This window comes from Kosakonia sp. SMBL-WEM22 (genome assembly GCF_014490785.1).
Lineage (GTDB): Bacteria > Pseudomonadota > Gammaproteobacteria > Enterobacterales > Enterobacteriaceae > Kosakonia.
The window spans coordinates 1,735,263-1,751,327 of sequence record NZ_CP051488.1 but is presented as its reverse complement, the minus strand read 5'-3'; the positions used below and the strand labels follow the sequence as shown (position 1 = coordinate 1,751,327).

General features: G+C 57.3%; 16 protein-coding genes. 8 read left to right on the top strand and 8 right to left on the bottom strand.

All coding sequences use genetic code 11. The features are described from left to right. The first annotated feature begins 1 nt into the window (after nt 1). Both HF650_RS08350 and HF650_RS08345 read left to right on the top strand, forming a co-directional pair. Entirely contained in the window at nt 2–1,438 is a 1,437-nt protein-coding gene (locus HF650_RS08350) for a DUF2867 domain-containing protein (RefSeq protein WP_187801946.1), read from the top strand. A 90-nt stretch (nt 1,439–1,528) separates the two neighbouring features. Beyond that, nucleotides 1,529–2,542 carry an NAD(P)-dependent oxidoreductase gene (locus HF650_RS08345; protein WP_187801945.1) on the top strand — a complete coding sequence of 338 codons (1,014 nt, stop codon included), beginning with the start codon at nt 1,529–1,531 and terminating at the stop codon, nt 2,540–2,542. 5 nt (nt 2,543–2,547) lie between these two features. Here the strand turns inward: HF650_RS08345 and HF650_RS08340 are convergent, their stop codons facing one another. Beyond that, complete coding sequence (locus tag HF650_RS08340; protein ID WP_223284286.1) at nt 2,548–3,108, bottom strand: WG repeat-containing protein; 561 nt, start codon at nt 3,106–3,108, stop codon at nt 2,548–2,550. Between the two features lie 36 nt (nt 3,109–3,144). After that, a complete protein-coding gene (locus HF650_RS08335) occupies nt 3,145–3,990 on the bottom strand; it encodes an N-acetylmuramoyl-L-alanine amidase (protein WP_187801943.1) in 846 nt (281 codons plus the stop codon). 100 nt (nt 3,991–4,090) lie between these two features. Here HF650_RS08335 and HF650_RS08330 point away from each other — a divergent pair, with 100 nt between their 5' ends. The 6 genes from HF650_RS08330 (at nt 4,091) to artJ (ending at nt 8,586) form a co-directional block, all read left to right on the top strand. Beyond that, nucleotides 4,091–4,606 (top strand): lipoprotein, encoded by a 516-nt coding sequence (locus HF650_RS08330; RefSeq protein ID WP_187801942.1) that lies wholly within the window; start codon nt 4,091–4,093, stop codon nt 4,604–4,606. Nucleotides 4,607–4,815: 209 nt separating this feature from the next. Next, nucleotides 4,816–5,544, top strand: a complete 729-nt coding sequence (gene artP / locus HF650_RS08325) for an arginine ABC transporter ATP-binding protein ArtP (RefSeq protein WP_128483284.1) — start codon at nt 4,816–4,818, stop codon at nt 5,542–5,544. Nucleotides 5,545–5,563: 19 nt separating this feature from the next. Continuing rightward, nucleotides 5,564–6,295 carry an arginine ABC transporter substrate-binding protein ArtI gene (gene artI / locus HF650_RS08320; protein ID WP_187801941.1) on the top strand — a complete coding sequence of 244 codons (732 nt, stop codon included), beginning with the start codon at nt 5,564–5,566 and terminating at the stop codon, nt 6,293–6,295. A 6-nt stretch (nt 6,296–6,301) separates the two neighbouring features. After that, nucleotides 6,302–7,018: an arginine ABC transporter permease ArtQ gene (artQ, locus tag HF650_RS08315; protein ID WP_023481425.1), complete on the top strand. Its 717-nt coding sequence runs from the start codon at nt 6,302–6,304 to the stop codon at nt 7,016–7,018. Continuing rightward, complete coding sequence (artM, locus tag HF650_RS08310; RefSeq protein WP_023481628.1) at nt 7,018–7,686, top strand: arginine ABC transporter permease ArtM; 669 nt, start codon at nt 7,018–7,020, stop codon at nt 7,684–7,686. Before artQ ends, artM begins: the two co-directional genes overlap by 1 nt. Nucleotides 7,687–7,854: 168 nt before the next feature. Then, nucleotides 7,855–8,586 (top strand): arginine ABC transporter substrate-binding protein ArtJ, encoded by a 732-nt coding sequence (gene artJ / locus HF650_RS08305; protein WP_187801940.1) that lies wholly within the window; start codon nt 7,855–7,857, stop codon nt 8,584–8,586. Between the two features lie 296 nt (nt 8,587–8,882). On the opposite strand, the gene HF650_RS08300 is transcribed toward artJ, so the two are convergent. The 6 genes from HF650_RS08300 to potG form a co-directional block, all read right to left on the bottom strand. Then, nucleotides 8,883–11,210 carry an FdhF/YdeP family oxidoreductase gene (locus tag HF650_RS08300; protein WP_187801939.1) on the bottom strand — a complete coding sequence of 776 codons (2,328 nt, stop codon included), beginning with the start codon at nt 11,208–11,210 and terminating at the stop codon, nt 8,883–8,885. Between the two features lie 111 nt (nt 11,211–11,321). After that, complete coding sequence (rlmC, locus tag HF650_RS08295; RefSeq protein ID WP_187801938.1) at nt 11,322–12,449, bottom strand: 23S rRNA (uracil(747)-C(5))-methyltransferase RlmC; 1,128 nt, start codon at nt 12,447–12,449, stop codon at nt 11,322–11,324. 42 nt (nt 12,450–12,491) lie between these two features. Beyond that, nucleotides 12,492–12,968: a YbjO family protein gene (locus HF650_RS08290; RefSeq protein ID WP_187801937.1), complete on the bottom strand. Its 477-nt coding sequence runs from the start codon at nt 12,966–12,968 to the stop codon at nt 12,492–12,494. A gap of 66 nt (nt 12,969–13,034) precedes the next feature. After that, the gene (potI, locus tag HF650_RS08285; protein WP_187801936.1) at nt 13,035–13,880 is read right to left on the bottom strand and encodes a putrescine ABC transporter permease PotI; all 846 of its coding nucleotides are present in this window, start codon (nt 13,878–13,880) and stop codon (nt 13,035–13,037) included. Further along, nucleotides 13,877–14,830 carry a putrescine ABC transporter permease PotH gene (gene potH, locus HF650_RS08280; RefSeq protein ID WP_187801935.1) on the bottom strand — a complete coding sequence of 318 codons (954 nt, stop codon included), beginning with the start codon at nt 14,828–14,830 and terminating at the stop codon, nt 13,877–13,879. Before potH ends, potI begins: the two co-directional genes overlap by 4 nt. A 9-nt stretch (nt 14,831–14,839) precedes the next feature. After that, nucleotides 14,840–15,973 carry a putrescine ABC transporter ATP-binding subunit PotG gene (gene potG, locus HF650_RS08275; RefSeq protein ID WP_187802635.1) on the bottom strand — a complete coding sequence of 378 codons (1,134 nt, stop codon included), beginning with the start codon at nt 15,971–15,973 and terminating at the stop codon, nt 14,840–14,842. Between the last annotated feature and the right edge of the window lie 92 nt (nt 15,974–16,065).

Genomic DNA, 16,065 nt, shown 5'->3' with positions numbered 1-16,065 from the left:
TGTGGCGCAGCGGATAGCGGTGCTCGGGGCCAGCGGCTATATCGGGCAGCGGCTGGTAACAGCCCTCAGTGAGCAGGGGCATCAGGTGAAAGCCGTGGCGCGGCGCTTAGGGCGGCTGCAAAAGCTGGCGCTGGCGAATGTCGCGCTGCATGAGATCGATCTCTTCTGGCCGCAGGCGCTGCCCGCGCTGCTGGAGGATGTCGATACCCTCTACTATCTGGTGCACAGCATGGGCGAGAGCGGCGACTTTGTCGCCCATGAGCGGCAGATCGCCCTGAATGTGCGCGATGCGCTACAGGGCTGTGGCGTGAAACAGGTGATCTACCTCAGCTCCCTACAGGCGAATGAGGGAAGTGACTCCGATCATCTGCTCGCCCGCCAGCACACCGGCGATCTGCTGCGCGGCGCAGGTGTACCGGTGACTGAGCTGCGCGCCGGGATCATTGTTGGTGCCGGCTCGGCGGCGTTTGAAGTGATGCGCGACATGGTCTTTAACCTGCCGGTGCTGACCCCGCCGCGCTGGGTGCGCTCGCGCACTACCCCCATCGCGCTGGAGAATCTGCTGCACTATCTGCTTGAGTTGCTCAACCATCCGGCCAACACGCTCCGGGTGTTTGAAGCCGCCGGGCCGGAGGTGCTCACCTATCAGCAGCAGTTTATCCGCTTTATGGCGGTGAGCGGCGTCAAACGCCCGCTTATCCCGCTGCCGCTGCCGACGCGGCTTATCTCGGTATGGTTTTTACACCTCATCACCTCCGTACCGCCCTCGATTGCGAAAGCATTAATCCAGGGGCTGAAACATGACCTGCTGGCAGACGACCGCGCCCTGCGCGCGTTAATTCCCCAGACGCTAATCCCCTTTGATGAGGCGGTGCGCCGCACCCTTGAGGAGGAGGAGAAGCTGGTTAACTCCAGCGACTGGGGCTACGACCCGCAGGCTTTTTCCCGCTGGCGTCCGCAATATGGTTACTACCCAAAACAGGCCGGTTTCAGCGTCACCACCCAGGCCAGCGCGCAGGCGTTATGGCAGGTGATTAACGGTATCGGCGGCAAAGAGCGCTATTTTTTTGGCAATCCTTTGTGGCAAACCCGCGCCGCGCTCGACAGGCTTATCGGTCATAAGCTGGCGCACGGGCGGCCGCAACGCCCCTATTTGCAGGTCGGCGATACGGTAGACAGCTGGAAGGTCATTATCGTTGAGCCGCAGCGGCAACTTGCCCTGCTGTTTGGCATGAAAGCGCCAGGGCTTGGGCGCTTAACCTTTACGGTGACGGATAAGGGCGATTGTCGACTGCTGGATGTGCGCGCCTGGTGGCATCCACACGGTATGCCGGGGCTCTTTTACTGGCTGCTGATGTTTCCGGCGCATCTGTTTATTTTTCGCGGTATGGCACAACGTATCGCCAGGCTTGCGGAAAAAGGCAGTGAAAAAGTCTGAGCCCATCGCCTTTCTTTTAACAATCCCATTGCATCAGGACGTGATTCACGAAAGAATGCGCGCGATAAACGCTTAACACAGTGGATTGCTATGAAGGTTCTGGTCACGGGCGCAACCAGCGGTTTAGGCCGAAACGCGGTCGAATATCTGCGGCAAAAAGGCATTGCAGTCCGGGCGACGGGCCGCAACGAAGCGATGGGTAAGCTGCTCTGCAAGATGGGCGCTGAGTTTGTACCGGCGGATTTAACCCAGCTGGTCTCTTCGCAGGCAAAAGTGATGCTCGCGGGTATCGATACATTGTGGCACTGTTCGAGTTTCACCTCGCCCTGGGGTACTCAGGAAGCGTTTGATCTCGCCAACGTGCGCGCCACGCGCCGTCTCGGCGAATGGGCGGTTGCCTGGGGCGTGCGTAACTTTATCCATATCTCCTCCCCGTCGCTCTATTTCGATTACCATCACCATCGCGACATTGATGAAGCGTTCCGCCCGCGGCGCTTCGCTAACGAGTTTGCCCGCAGTAAAGCCGCCGGGGAGCAGGTTATCGATCTGCTGGCGCAGGCAAACCCGCAGACCCGCTTTACCATTTTGCGCCCGCAGAGCCTGTTTGGCCCGCACGATAAAGTCTTTATCCCGCGCCTGGCGCAGATGATGCAGCACTACCGCAGCGTGCTGCTGCCGCGCGGCGGCGATGCGCTGGTCGATATGACTTACTACGAAAACGCGGTGCATGCGATGTGGCTGGCGAGCCAGACCGAGTGCGACACCCTTCCCTCCGGGCGCGCTTTCAATATCACCAATGGTGAACCCCGCTCGCTGCGCACTATTGTGCAGACGCTGATTGATGAGCTGGGCATTGATTGCCGTATTCGTTCCGTGCCCTACACCATGCTGGATATGGTGGCGCGCAGCATGGAGCGCTTCGGCGATAAGCGCGCGAAAGAGCCCGCCTTTACGCATTACGGCGTCTCGAAGCTCAATTTTGATTTCACGCTGGATATCAAACGCGCGCAGCAGGAGCTGGGTTATACGCCGATTGTGACGCTCGATGAGGGCATCAGACGCACGGCGTTCTGGCTAAAAGATCACGGTAAGCTACACCGCTAAGGGACTTAAAACGGCCCGGACCGGATTTCGGAAACCCGCTGGCCGTTTTTATTGATGTAAAACCACTCGCCGCCGCCAAGCGCCGTGTGCTCGCCCTCACGCTGCGGTTTGCAGCCGTTACAGACCAGCGCTTTCCCCTCCTGAAACTGCCACGCGTAGTCAAACTGCGGCGCAATATGGTTGCGGAACGAATCGTCCCAGTAGCCCACTTTGCCATTTTGCCGGGCGCGCACCAGCCCTTCAACAAACCAGTCCGGGCCGTTATCGAAATGCACCACCGGCAGATAGCGATCCGGCGCGCGGACATAGTAATCGGCATCCGGCAGCCCGGCCTCGCGGGTGTAGTCATATAAGCCCACCCACGACATGCCATCCACATCCTGACTCTTTTCGAACAACTCCGGCAGAAACACCAGCTTGCCCTCCTGCAGGGTGGCGCAGTTGGCGAGTGTCTCGACGTTGTCCGTTTTTTTATCCCAGTAAGCGCAGCTAAAGGGCGGTGTCGGCGCACTGTGCACAGCAAAAGCCGCCATCAGCAGCGCACCGGTAAGGATGCGTAAACCCATCTCCATTGACCTCGTCATAAAACCGGTCGGCAGAGATCACTCTGCCTGACCATATTTTTCCAGTAAAGCCTCGGCGATCGCTAAGCTTTCGGCGTCAGCCACGCCGTCCCACTTCGCCGGGCGAAAATGCATTTGAAATGCCATGATGACCCGCTTTTGTTGCAGCGGTGTCATATACGATTTGACGTCATACCCGTAACGCGCCAGCAGATCGAGCAGTGCCGCGTTGCTGACCCGCGTGTACTCGGCGCGGCCATTAAGGTAAAACGCCACGCGCGCCGGATCGGGCCAGGCGCCAATCCCCTGCGCGGCTAACACCTGCCAGGGAAACTGCGGGCCGGGATCGTCTTTACGCTGCGGCGCAATATCCGCATGCGCCACCACATTCTGCGGCGGGATGTTGTAACGCGCGACGATATCTTTTACCAGCGGAATCAATGCATTGATTTGTGCCTGCGCAAAAGGAACAAAAGTTTTACCTTCCGCCGTCTTCTGCCAGCCGCGGTTTTCCAGCTCAATACCAATCGATGTGTCATTAATGCGCGTCGAGCCGCGCCAGAAGCTGGCCCCCGCATGCCACGCCAGTTTCTGCTCCGGCACCAGCTGCCAGATGCGCGGTTTACCCTTTTCCCGCGGCGGATTAGCCGGGATTAAGTAGTGTGAACTGACATCTTTGCCGAGCAGTGTGGTCAACGAGACATCAAAATCATCTGCCGTATAATGGATCACCAGCACTTTAATGCGGGGATAAGCCGCTTGCGCCTGATAACGGGTCACCAGTTGATAGCCAGGTTTCTCAATAACGCCTTTGTTGTCATCTTTCTTATCACTGGCACAGCCTGCCAGTATTAGCGCCAGTAGCACTATACCCCACGTTTTCATGCTTCTCCTTTTAACCATCAATGCGTTACCAGACACATTATGGGAGCAATACACTATTCTTGAAAGGTTGCGACTTCTGAACAGAAATAAGGAAATCATTATGCGCTATTCAGTTTTGACTCTTGTTCTGCCGTGCGCGCTGCTGTTAAGCGCTTGTAGCACCGTTGAGCCCGCTTTCAAAGATACCGGCGCGCGTGTCGGTGCCTGCGTGGAAGGCGGCCCGGACAGTGTGGCACAGCAATTCTATGACTACCGCATTGAACATCCCGGCGCGAACTGGTCTTCGCTGCGCCCTTACCTGAGCGATGATCTGAGCAAAATGCTTACCGCTGCCAGCCGCGACGCACGTAACAACGTGCTGCTGAAGGGCGATCCCTTCTCCAGCCGTAACCTGGCACCAGAAAAAGCGGATGTTGCCAGCACCTCAACCATCCCGAACAGCGACGCGCGCAATATTCCGCTGCGCGTGACCTTAACCAAAGGCGATCAGCGCTGGCAGGACGAGGTACTGATGATCCGCGAAGGTCACTGCTGGGCAGTCGATGATGTGCGCTACCTCGGCGGCACGGTACATGCCCCGGCCGGTACACTGCGTCAGTCGGTGGAGCACCGCTAAGTATTAACCAAATCCATCGATAACCCCCGTAAAATGTCTGGCATTCTGAGAGGAATGCCGACATTTATGCCTGGTTCCCACACCGTCCAGCGTTATGTGCTAACTTTATGTAGTAACTTGGTTTATTTTTAAGTTTTAACGCACAAATATTGCATAACTATTCTGTCAACGTTACTATTTGCGGCCTCAATTGCTATCAGACTGCTTCGATGAGTATTAAATTAAACAGCATCAATTGCTTCTACGGCGCACATCAGGCGCTGTTCGATATCACACTGGAGTGCCCGCAGGGTGAAACGCTGGTGCTGCTCGGCCCAAGCGGCGCGGGGAAAAGCTCGCTGCTGCGCGTGCTGAACCTGCTCGAAATGCCGCGCTCTGGCCAGCTGACCATCGCAGGCAATCATTTCGATTTCGCCAAAACTCCTTCTGATAATGCGATTCGCGAATTGCGCCAGAATGTGGGCATGGTGTTTCAGCAATATAATCTTTGGCCGCACCTCACCGTGCAGCAGAACCTGATTGAAGCGCCGTGCCGCGTGCTCGGATTACGCAAAGATGAGGCGCTGGCGCGCGCTGAGAAGCTGCTCGAGCGTTTACGCCTTAAGCCTTACAGCGATCGCTATCCGCTGCACCTCTCCGGTGGTCAGCAGCAGCGTGTGGCAATTGCGCGCGCGCTGATGATGGAGCCGCAGGTGCTGCTGTTTGATGAGCCAACCGCCGCGCTCGATCCAGAGATCACCGCACAGATCGTCAGCATCATTCGCGAGCTGTCGCAAACCGGTATTACGCAAGTTATCGTGACCCACGAAGTGGAAGTGGCGCGCAAGACGGCCAGTCGCGTGGTGTATATGGAAAATGGTCACATTGTTGAGCAAGGGGATGCGGGCTGCTTTGCTGCGCCGCAGACCGACGCGTTTAAATACTACCTATCTCACTGAAGACTCGGGAATAATGACAATGAAAAAATTACTGATCGCCGCACTTGTTGCCAGCATCAGCCTTAGCGCTACAGCAGCCCAGACCATCCGTTTCGCCACCGAAGCGAGCTACCCTCCGTTTGAATCGACCGACGCCAATAACAAAATCGTTGGTTTTGATGTCGATCTGGCGAACGCCCTGTGTAAAGAGATCGACGCCACCTGTACCTTTACTAACCAGGCCTTTGACAGCCTGATCCCGAGCCTGAAATTCCGCCGTTTCGACGCGGTAATGGCCGGGATGGATATCACGCCTGAGCGTGAAAAACAGGTGCTGTTCACCACTCCGTATTATGACAACTCTGCGCTGTTTGTCGGCCAGCAGGGCAAATTCACCGGCATCGACCAGCTGAAAGGCAAGCGTGTCGGCGTGCAGAATGGCACCACGCACCAGAAATTCATCACCGATAAGCACCCGGAAATCACTACCGTGCCTTACGACAGCTACCAGAACGCGCGTCTGGATCTGCAAAATGGCCGTATTGATGCCGTCTTTGGCGACACGGCGGTAGTGACCGAGTGGCTGAAGTCTGACGCCAAACTGGCGGCGGTCGGCGACAAAGTGACCGACAAAGATTACTTCGGCACCGGCCTCGGTATCGCGGTACGCCAGGGTAACACCGAGCTGCAGCAGAAATTTAACGCCGCGCTGGAAAAAGTGAAGAAAGATGGGACTTACCAGACCATCTACAGCAAATGGTTCCAGAAGTAATACTGAATGAATGAAATGTTTCCATTAGCAAGCGCCGCCGGGATGACCGTCGGCCTTGCCGTCTGCGCGCTGATCATCGGCCTGGTGCTGGCGATGATCTTTGCCGTCTGGGAGTCGGTCAAATGGCGACCGATTGCCTGGATCGGCACCGCGCTGGTGACGATTTTACGCGGCCTGCCAGAGATTCTGGTGGTGCTGTTTATCTATTTCGGCTCCTCGCAGCTGCTGCTGCTGCTGTCGGACGGCTTTACCCTCAACCTCGGCGTTGTGCAGATCCCGGTGCAGATGCAGATTGAGAATTTCGACGTCAGCCCGTTCCTCTGCGGTGTGATCGCCCTCTCCCTGCTCTATGCGGCTTACGCCTCGCAAACCCTGCGCGGTGCGTTAAAAGCGGTGCCGGAGGGTCAGCGCGAGTCGGGACAGGCGCTGGGCTTATCGAAAGGGGCTATTTTCTTTCGCCTGGTGATGCCGCAGATGTGGCGTCACGCGCTGCCGGGGCTCGGTAATCAGTGGCTGGTGCTGCTGAAAGACACTGCGCTGGTGTCGCTGATTAGCGTTAACGATCTGATGCTGCAAACCAAAAGTATCGCTACCCGCACCCAGGAGCCGTTTACCTGGTATATCGTCGCGGCGGCGATCTATCTGGTGATCACTCTGCTCAGCCAGTGGGTGCTGAAACGCATCGATTTGCGCGCGACGCGCTTTGAACGGAGGCCGGGATAATGCTTGAGTTTATGCCCGAGCTGTTCAAGGGGCTGCACACCAGCCTGACGCTGACTGTGGCCTCGCTGATTGTCGCACTGGTGCTTTCATTGCTCTTCACCATCGTGCTGACGCTGAAAACACCTGTGCTGACGCAGATTGTCCGCGCCTATATCACGCTCTTTACCGGCACGCCGCTGCTGGTGCAGATCTTCCTCATCTACTACGGGCCGGGGCAGTTCCCCTCTTTGCAGAACTATCCGGCGATCTGGCGCCTGCTCTCTGAGCCATGGCTTTGTGCGCTTATTGCGCTGTCGCTTAACAGTGCGGCCTATACCACGCAGCTCTTCTATGGTGCTATTCGCGCCATTCCCGATGGGCAGTGGCAATCCTGTGGCGCACTGGGGATGAGTAAGAAAGATACGCTGGCGATCCTGCTGCCGTATGCCTTCAAACGCGCCCTCTCCTCCTACTCGAACGAAGTGGTGCTGGTGTTCAAAAGTACGTCGCTGGCCTATACCATTACATTGATGGAAGTGATGGGTCACGGGCAGCTGCTGTATGGACGCACCTACGACGTGACGGTGTTTGGTGCAGCGGGTTTAATTTACCTGGTGGTGAACGGCCTGCTTACGCTGATGATGCGCCTGATTGAACGTAAAGCGCTCGCCTTTGAGCGGCGGAACTAAACTGCATAGGTAATCTGTAGAGGCGAGCTAATGACCCCATTACTCGCCTTTATTTTTACCCTCAATAAAATAAATAAGCATTATAGTTGCATATAAATTCATTCACTGGCATTGTTAATCCCATGCCTCCGGGTAACAACAATAAGATAGACAGACAGGAGTTTACTCATGAAAAAAATGATACTGGCCGCCCTTCTCGCTACCGTTTCCGCAGGGAGCGTTGCGGCCGATAAAATCAGCTTCGGCGTGTCGGCGACCTATCCACCGTTTGAATCCCTCGATGCGGGCAATAAGATTGTCGGCTTCGATATCGATCTGGCGAATGCGCTCTGCAAGCAGATGCAGGCCAACTGCACCTTTACCAATCACGCCTTCGACAGCCTGATCCCGGCGCTGAAATTTAAGAAGTATGACGCGGTGATTTCCGGCATGGACATTACTCCGGAGCGTAGCAAACAGGTGGCGTTTACCGACCCGTACTATGCCAACTCCGCGCTGGTGATTGCCAAAAAAGATGCCTTTAAATCTTTTGACGATCTGAAGGGCAAACGCATCGGCATGGAAAATGGCACCACCCATCAGAAATATTTGCAGGATAAGCACCCGGAAGTGACCACCGTGGCGTATGACAGCTACCAGAATGCGATTATCGACCTGAAGAATGGCCGTATCGACGGGGTATTTGGTGATACCGCGGTAGTGAATGAGTGGCTAAAAACCAACCCGCAGCTGGGTGCAGCGACGCCGAAAGTGACCGACCCGCAATATTTCGGCACCGGTCTTGGCATTGCCGTGCGCCCGGATAATAAAGCGCTGCTGGAGAAGCTGAACTCCGCACTGAAAGCGATTAAAGCCGACGGCACATACCAGAAAATCAGCGATCAATGGTTCCCGCAGTAACCCGCTCTTTGTAGAGCCGGATAAGGCGTAAGCCGCCATCCGGAAATGAACTCCGCAATAATGCCCGATGCCGCTTCGCTTATCAGACCTACGGACTTCTAAGCCGTTGGTCTGATTCTTTCGTAGGCCGGATAAGGCGTAAGCCGCCATCCGGCAATGAACTCCGCACAAATGCCTGATGGCGCTGCGCTTATCAGGCCTACGGACGGTCTGATTCTCTCGTCAACCGCCATCCGGCAATGAACTCCGCACCAATGCCGGATGGCGCTTCGCTTATCCGGCCTACGGTTTCGCATTTAACGCCGTGCGCCCGCGGTGGCGACCGGTGTTTCGACGCGCTCCATCGCAATCGGGATACTTTTATACGCCGGGATGCCGCTTTTGGTGTCGTGGCTATCCAGCGGCACCAGAATATTGGCTTCCGGGTAATAGGCCCCCACCGAGCCGGGTGCCATATCGATCACCACCACGGTCAGGTTATCCATCCGCCGCGAGGTAGGATTCCCCTCAGGATCGAGCGCCACCACATTCACCTGATCGCCGACGCGCAACTCGCGGCGCTCCGCCTCATCAGCATTAATAAAGAGCACGTCGCGCCGCCCGGTCACACCGCGATAGCGGTCATTCAGCCCGTAAAGTGTGGTGTTGTACTGATCGTGGCTGCGCAAGGTGGTAAGCACCAGGTCGTGGCACTTGAGCGAGCGCGGATCTTCATTAATCCCCTGCATCACTTTAAATTCGGCAAAGCCCGACGGCGTATGCCACTCCCGCTCGGAGGCGGCATTGCGCAGGCGGAAGCCGCCCGGTTGTTTAACCCGTTCATTAAAATTCGCAAAGGCCGGGAAGACCGCTTCGATGGCGTCGCGAATATTACTGTAGTCGTTAACCATTCTGTCCCAGTTCACCACCGTTTGCGGCAGCGTCGCCTTGGCCAAAGCCGCTACCAGCGCCGGCTCCGACTTCAGGTGCGGAGAGGCCGGGTTTAACGATCCGCGCGAGGCATGCACCATCGACATTGAATCCTCCACCGTCACGCTCTGCGCCCCGGAGGCCTGCTCATCGGTTTCGGTCCGTCCAATCACCGGGAAGAGATAGTTGTGCTTGCCGAGCAGCAGATGGGAGCGATTAAGCTTGGTCGCCATATGCACCACCAGATCAAGCTTGCGCATCGCCGGGAAGGTGACTTGCGGATCGGAGATCGCTTCAGCCAGATTACCGCCCAGGCAGAGCAACGCATTCACTTTGCCTTCGCGCATCGCCTGAATAGCGGCCACTGCGCCGTGCCCATGTTCACGCGGCGGTTTAAAACCAAACACCCGTTCGAGGTTATCGAGAAACTCCGCAGGGGGGATTTCAGTGATGCCAACGGTGCGATCACCCTGCACATTGGAGTGGCCTCGCAGCGGGCAGATGCCCGCCCCTTTCTTACCGATGTTGCCGCGCAGCAGCAGCAGGTTGGCAATCTGCTGCACGTTTTGCGTGCCGTACTGGTGCTGAGTAATACCCATGCCGTAACAGATAATGGTGCGTTCAGATTCAGCATAGAGCCGGGCGATATTCTGGATCTCCTCGCGCTCCATACCGGAGACTTTCAGGATATGGTCCCATTCAGTGGCGTCGAGATCGGCTTTCAGCTCTGCAAAGCCCTGCGTATGCTGGCGAATAAACACCTCATCAATGACACCCGGCTCACCGTTCGCCAGCGCCTGCTCGTGCATCGACAGCAGGATCTTCATCACCCCTTTCAGCATCGCCGCATCGCCGCCGACGCGCACTTTATAGTAGGTTGAAGCCAGTTTGGTTGAGCTGAGCGCCAGCATCTCTATCGGGCTTTGCGGCGAGTTAAAGCGCTCAAGGCCACGCTCACGCAGCGGGTTAATGGCGACAATGGTCGCGCCACGCTTTGAGACTTCCCGCAACGTACCGAGCATGCGCGGATGGTTAGTACCGGGGTTATGGCCGATGCAGAGCACCAGGTCGCAGTGGTCAAAATCCTCCAGTTCGACGGTGCCTTTGCCAACGCCAATCGACTCCGGCAGCCCGACGCTGGTCGGCTCATGACACATATTTGAGCAGTCGGGGAAGTTGTTGGTGCCATATTCGCGGGCAAAGAGTTGCCAGAGAAAGGCCGCTTCGTTGGAGGCGCGCCCAGAGGTATAAAACTCGACGCTATTGGGATCGTCATAGCTTTGCAGCAGCGCGCCAATCTCCTGAAAGGCGGTCTCCCACTCAATCGCCTGATAAGTGTCGCTCTCATCGTCATATTTCATCGGATGGGTCAAACGCCCCTCACCTTCCAGCTCAAAGGCGTTGCGCTGCCAGAGTTCGCTGACGGTGTGCGCGGCGAAAAACTCCGGCGTTGCGCGCTTGCTGGTCGCCTCCCAGGAGACAGCTTTGGCGCCGTTTTCACAAAATTCGAAGGAGGAGGTGTGCTGCGGATCTGGCCATGCGCAGCCGGGGCAATCAAAGCCCTGCGGCTGGTTTACTTTAAATAGCGCAATTACATCCTGCTTAACGGACATCTGCCCACGCAGAGCATCGGCCACCGCTTTTAACGCGCCCCAGCCGCCCGCTGAACCACCGTACGGCGCGATCCCTACCGTTGATTGTTTCTGCTCTTTCATATTGCCCCACACTGTTCGCGTCTCTTTTGGCTTAAGCCTGGTACAAAAAACGCGCCTGCGGAGCAAAAAAGTCAGTATTTCGTCGCGCCAAATGGCATTTAAGCGGGAGAATCAACGCCTGATAAGCAGCGTAAGCACTTCGTAATGAGCAGTATGGGGAAACATATCAAACAGTTGCACACGTGCGACGCGATAATCCGCAAGTGCAGCGAAGTCCTTCGCCATCGTCTGCGCATTACAGCTGGAGTAGATGATCCACGGCGGCGCCATGCGGCTCAGGTAGTCACACAGCTCTGCGCCAATGCCGCGCCGCGGCGGATTGACCAGCACAAGGTCCGGTACCGACGCCTGGGCGGTGGCGAAACGGGTTGAATCGAGGGCCTGGAAGTGGAGATTATGCAGCCCCAGCGCCCTGGCGGATTGCGTCGCGCAGGCGATCGCTTCCCGCGCGATCTCTATCCCGGTCAGCTTCATCTCCGGCGTGGCACAGTGCAGGCCAAAGCCGCCGACGCCGCAGAAGAGATCCCACATATGGTTGACCGGAAGCTGGCGCACCCAGTCCCGCGCCGTCGCGTAGAGCTGGCTGGCGACCGCCGGGTTGGTCTGAAAAAAGCTCTGCGGGCGAATAGCGAGCGGCACGCCGTTGAACTTCTCTGCCAGCGCCTGCTGGTCGGAAAGAAAGATCTCCCTCTCCCCTTCCATAATCGCCATGTGCACCGGCTGGATATTTACCGAGATCACCTTCAGTTGCGGCAACTGCGCCTGAAGCGTTGGCAGCACGGCACGCAGTTGTTCAACTTTCGCTTCTGAGCGCAGCACAAAGCGCAGCATCATACCGCCGTCGAGCTGGCTTTCGGTCAACAGGAGGTATTTCAGTTCACCGCGTTTGCGCGCCACGTTGTAGGGCGTTAAGCCAGCGCGGGCGATAAAGGGTTTCAGGGCGGCAAATACCGGCGCGAAAGTCTCCGGGTAGAGCGGGCAGGCGGTGAGATCTTCCGGCGTCCCGTCGCGGTGCAGCATGCCGAGCAGCGGTTTTTCAACGCTGCCGCTGACCACCATTTTGGCTTTATTACGAAAGCCCTGCTCCGGGCCACTCACCGGCTCGCACCATGACTCCACCGCAAAGGGGGCGAGCAGCGCGCCCAGGTGATCCATCTTGGCGGAGAGTTGCAACGGGAGCGGCTGGGCGATCCACTCACAAGAGCGGCAGCGACCAGCGTCGAAGAGAGCGCACTGCATAGATAAAGCCTTTCAATTTGCGGGGGCGCGATTGTATCACCGTTATTGCAGACGGAAAAAGCGTCTGCTTGGCATCGGCACAAAGAGCAGGAATAGCACCAGTAAATCGGGGAGCTTTTGCATAACCAGAGAGTGAAAAATCTCCCGCCGCGAACTGCCGGCGATGCTGAAGAGTTCGGGATAGCCATAGCCCAGGGATGCGGCCCATAAGTAAGCGGTCGAGGTGAGTTGCGTGAGCAGATAGAGCCAGCGCGCCCAGCGCCGCCCTTTTACCACCGAGAAGGCGCAGAGGATCTCAATAAAGACCAGCATCAGGCTGGCAAGGAAAATCAGCGTCAGGCTCCAGGTCTGGGCGCTACGATGCACGAAGTCGAGCAGCCCGCGCCAGCCGAGCAGGTTCATGATCATCAGCACATCGACACAGCGAATGGTAATGATGGCGATAGCCGCCACCTGAACCAGCGCCGGTACGTTTGGCGTCGCGTGATGCGTGGTTTTGTTGAAGAACCCCAATTCCATGATTTCCCTGTGAAAAATGCCGCGCAAGCGCGGCATCAACGACACAATTTCCAGATTCTAATGAGTTCAGCCCTGTCTTGCACGCTGGATATCACGCTGGCGCTGCTTTTCCGCTCTCGCCATCAGGAACCAGGCAATAAGGCCGACAACTCCCACCACGCCGAGGATAATCGACGCCAGCGCGTTGATCTCAGGATTAACCCCCATGCGCACGCTGGAGAAGACCAGCATCGGCAGCGTGGTGGCACCAGGACCGGAGACAAAACTGGCGATCACCAGGTCATCCAGCGACAGGGTAAAGGCCAGCAGCCAGCCGGAGACAATCGCCGGCATAATCATCGGCAGCGTAATCACAAAGAAAACCTTCAGCGGCGTTGCGCCAAGATCCATCGCCGCCTCTTCAATCGAGCGATCCAGCTCGCGCAGCCGCGAGGAGATCACCACCGCCACATAAGCGGTACAGAAAGTCACGTGCGCCAGCCAGATGGTGAGCATACCGCGATCCGCTGGCCAGCCAATAGCGTGCGCCAGCGCGACAAACAGTAGCAGCAGCGACAAACCGGTGATCACATCCGGCATTACCAGCGGCGCGGTGATCATAAAGGCGAAGCCGTTCGCGCCGCGAAAGCGCCCAAAGCGCACCATCACTACCGCTGCAATCGTGCCTAAAATCACCGCCATCGTCGCCGCGCAGGCGGCAATCGTCAGGCTTAAGCCCACCGCGCTCATCATCGCGTCATCGTGGAACAGCTCGCTGTACCAGCGCGTTGACCAGCCTGCCCACACCGTCACCAGCTTCGAGCTGTTAAAAGAGTAGACCACCAGCATCAACATCGGGGCATAAAGAAAGGTGAATCCAATCACCAGGATCAGGATGCGCCAGGGGGAACGCACTACCGGTAAATTGTTCATGCCTTCTCCCCTGTCTGTTTCTGCTGATGCTTGTGGAACCACATAATCGGCACAATCAACAGCAGCAGCATGATCACCGCCACCGCCGAGGCCACCGGCCAATCGCGGTTATTAAAGAACTCCTGCCACAGCACGCGGCCAATCATGATGCTGTCCGGTCCGCCGAGCAGCTCCGGAATGACGAACTCGCCGACCGCCGGAATAAACACCAGCATGGAACCGGCGATAATTCCCCCTTTGGTCAGCGGCACAATCACGCTGAAGAAAGTTTTCAGCGGACGCGCGCCAAGATCGAGAGAGGCTTCCACCAGCGAGTAGTCAATACGCGTCAGCGCGGTGTAGATCGGCAGCACCATAAAGGGCAGATAGGCATAGACAATGCCGATATAGACCGCGAGATTAGTGTGCAGAATGGTCAGCGGCTGATCGATAACCCCCAGCCAGAGCAGAAAGTTATTGAGCACGCCGTTGTTTTTCAGGATCCCCATCCAGGCGTAGACACGGATCAGAAACGAGGTCCACGACGGCAAAATCACCAGCAGCAGCAGAATGTTGCGCGTCGACGGCTTACTGTGCGCCACCGCCCATGCCAGCGGATAGCCGAGCAGCAAACAGCAGATTGTTGAGATACCCGCAACCTGCAACGACTGCAAATACGCCTCGAAATAGAGCGGATCGTCAGTGAGTTGCAGGAAGTTGCCGAGATTAAGCGTAATCGTCAGCTGCCCATCGGCCCACTCCAGCAGATCGGTATAGGGCGGGATTTGACGTGCCATCTCCGCGAGGCTGATTTTGAAGACGATCAAAAACGGCAGCAGAAACAGCAGCGTCAGCCAGATATAGGGCAGCGCAATCACCAGCTTGCGCCCGTGGCGCATTTGCAGGCGCGCCAGCCACAGTCTTACACCGCCCGGTTTTGTTACGCGGGCCGGTGGCTCGAGTGTACTCATCGCCGCTCCTTAAACCGTCAGAACCACACAACTGTCGGCATCCCAGCAGAGACGCACTTCGTCGCCCCATGTAGGCGCGCCTTTGCGGTAGCGATGCGCGTTTTGCAACTGGGCGCTGATCATCTGCCCGCTCTGCAACCGCACGTGATAAATCGAGAGATCGCCCAGGTAGGCGATATGCACCACTTCACCGACGGCAAAGTTGTAGCCATCGGCTGGCGGATCCTCGCACAGCATGATCTTCTCCGGGCGCAGCGCCACATAGACCGGCACGTTATCCACCACCGAGGCATCGGGGTCGACTTTCAGCGGATGCACCAGCCCCGGCGACTCAATCACCAGGCCATCCTCCTGACGCTCCTTCAGCAACCCTTCGAAGACATTGACCGAGCCAATAAACTCGGCGCTGTAGCGGGTGGTCGGATGCTCGTAAATCTCTTCCGGCTCGCCAATCTGCACAAACTTGCCGCGGTTCATAATGGCGATACGCCCGGCCATGGTCATCGCCTCTTCCTGATCGTGAGTCACCATCACACAGGTGACGCCGACGCGCTCAAGAATATCGACCACTTCCAGCTGCATGCGGTCGCGCAGCTTTTTATCCAGTGCGCCCATCGGTTCATCAAGCAGCAGCAGTTTTGGCCGCTTGGCGAGGCTGCGCGCCAGCGCCACGCGCTGACGCTGACCGCCAGAGAGCTGGTGCGGCTTGCGTTTAGCAAACTCGCTCATGTGTACAAGATGCAGCATTTCGGCGACGCGGCTGGCGATCTCCGCTTTCGGCAGCTTGTCCTGCTTCAGACCAAAAGCGATATTTTGCTCAACGGTCATGTGCGGGAAGAGCGCGTAAGACTGGAACATCATATTGATTGGGCGCAGGTAGGGCGGCACGTGGGCCAGGTCGACGCCATCGAGCATAATCTGCCCGTGGGTCGGTTGCTCGAAGCCTGCCAGCATGCGCAGCAGCGTCGATTTGCCGCAGCCCGATGCGCCGAGCAGGGCAAAGATTTCGCCTTTATAGATAGTCAGGCTGACATCATCCACGGCGTGCTGGCCGTCGAAAGATTTGGTCAGGTTACGGATCTCCAGCAGCGGCGTCAGAACCTTGCGGCTCTTCGCCTGCGGGCGGGGAATAGCGTCATTCACTAAGGTGCTCTCCGGCATAAGCATCACCCTGCTTCAACAGGTTGTGGTACAGATGACGGGACAGCAGGTGCGCCCGCTGTCCCGTTTTGGGG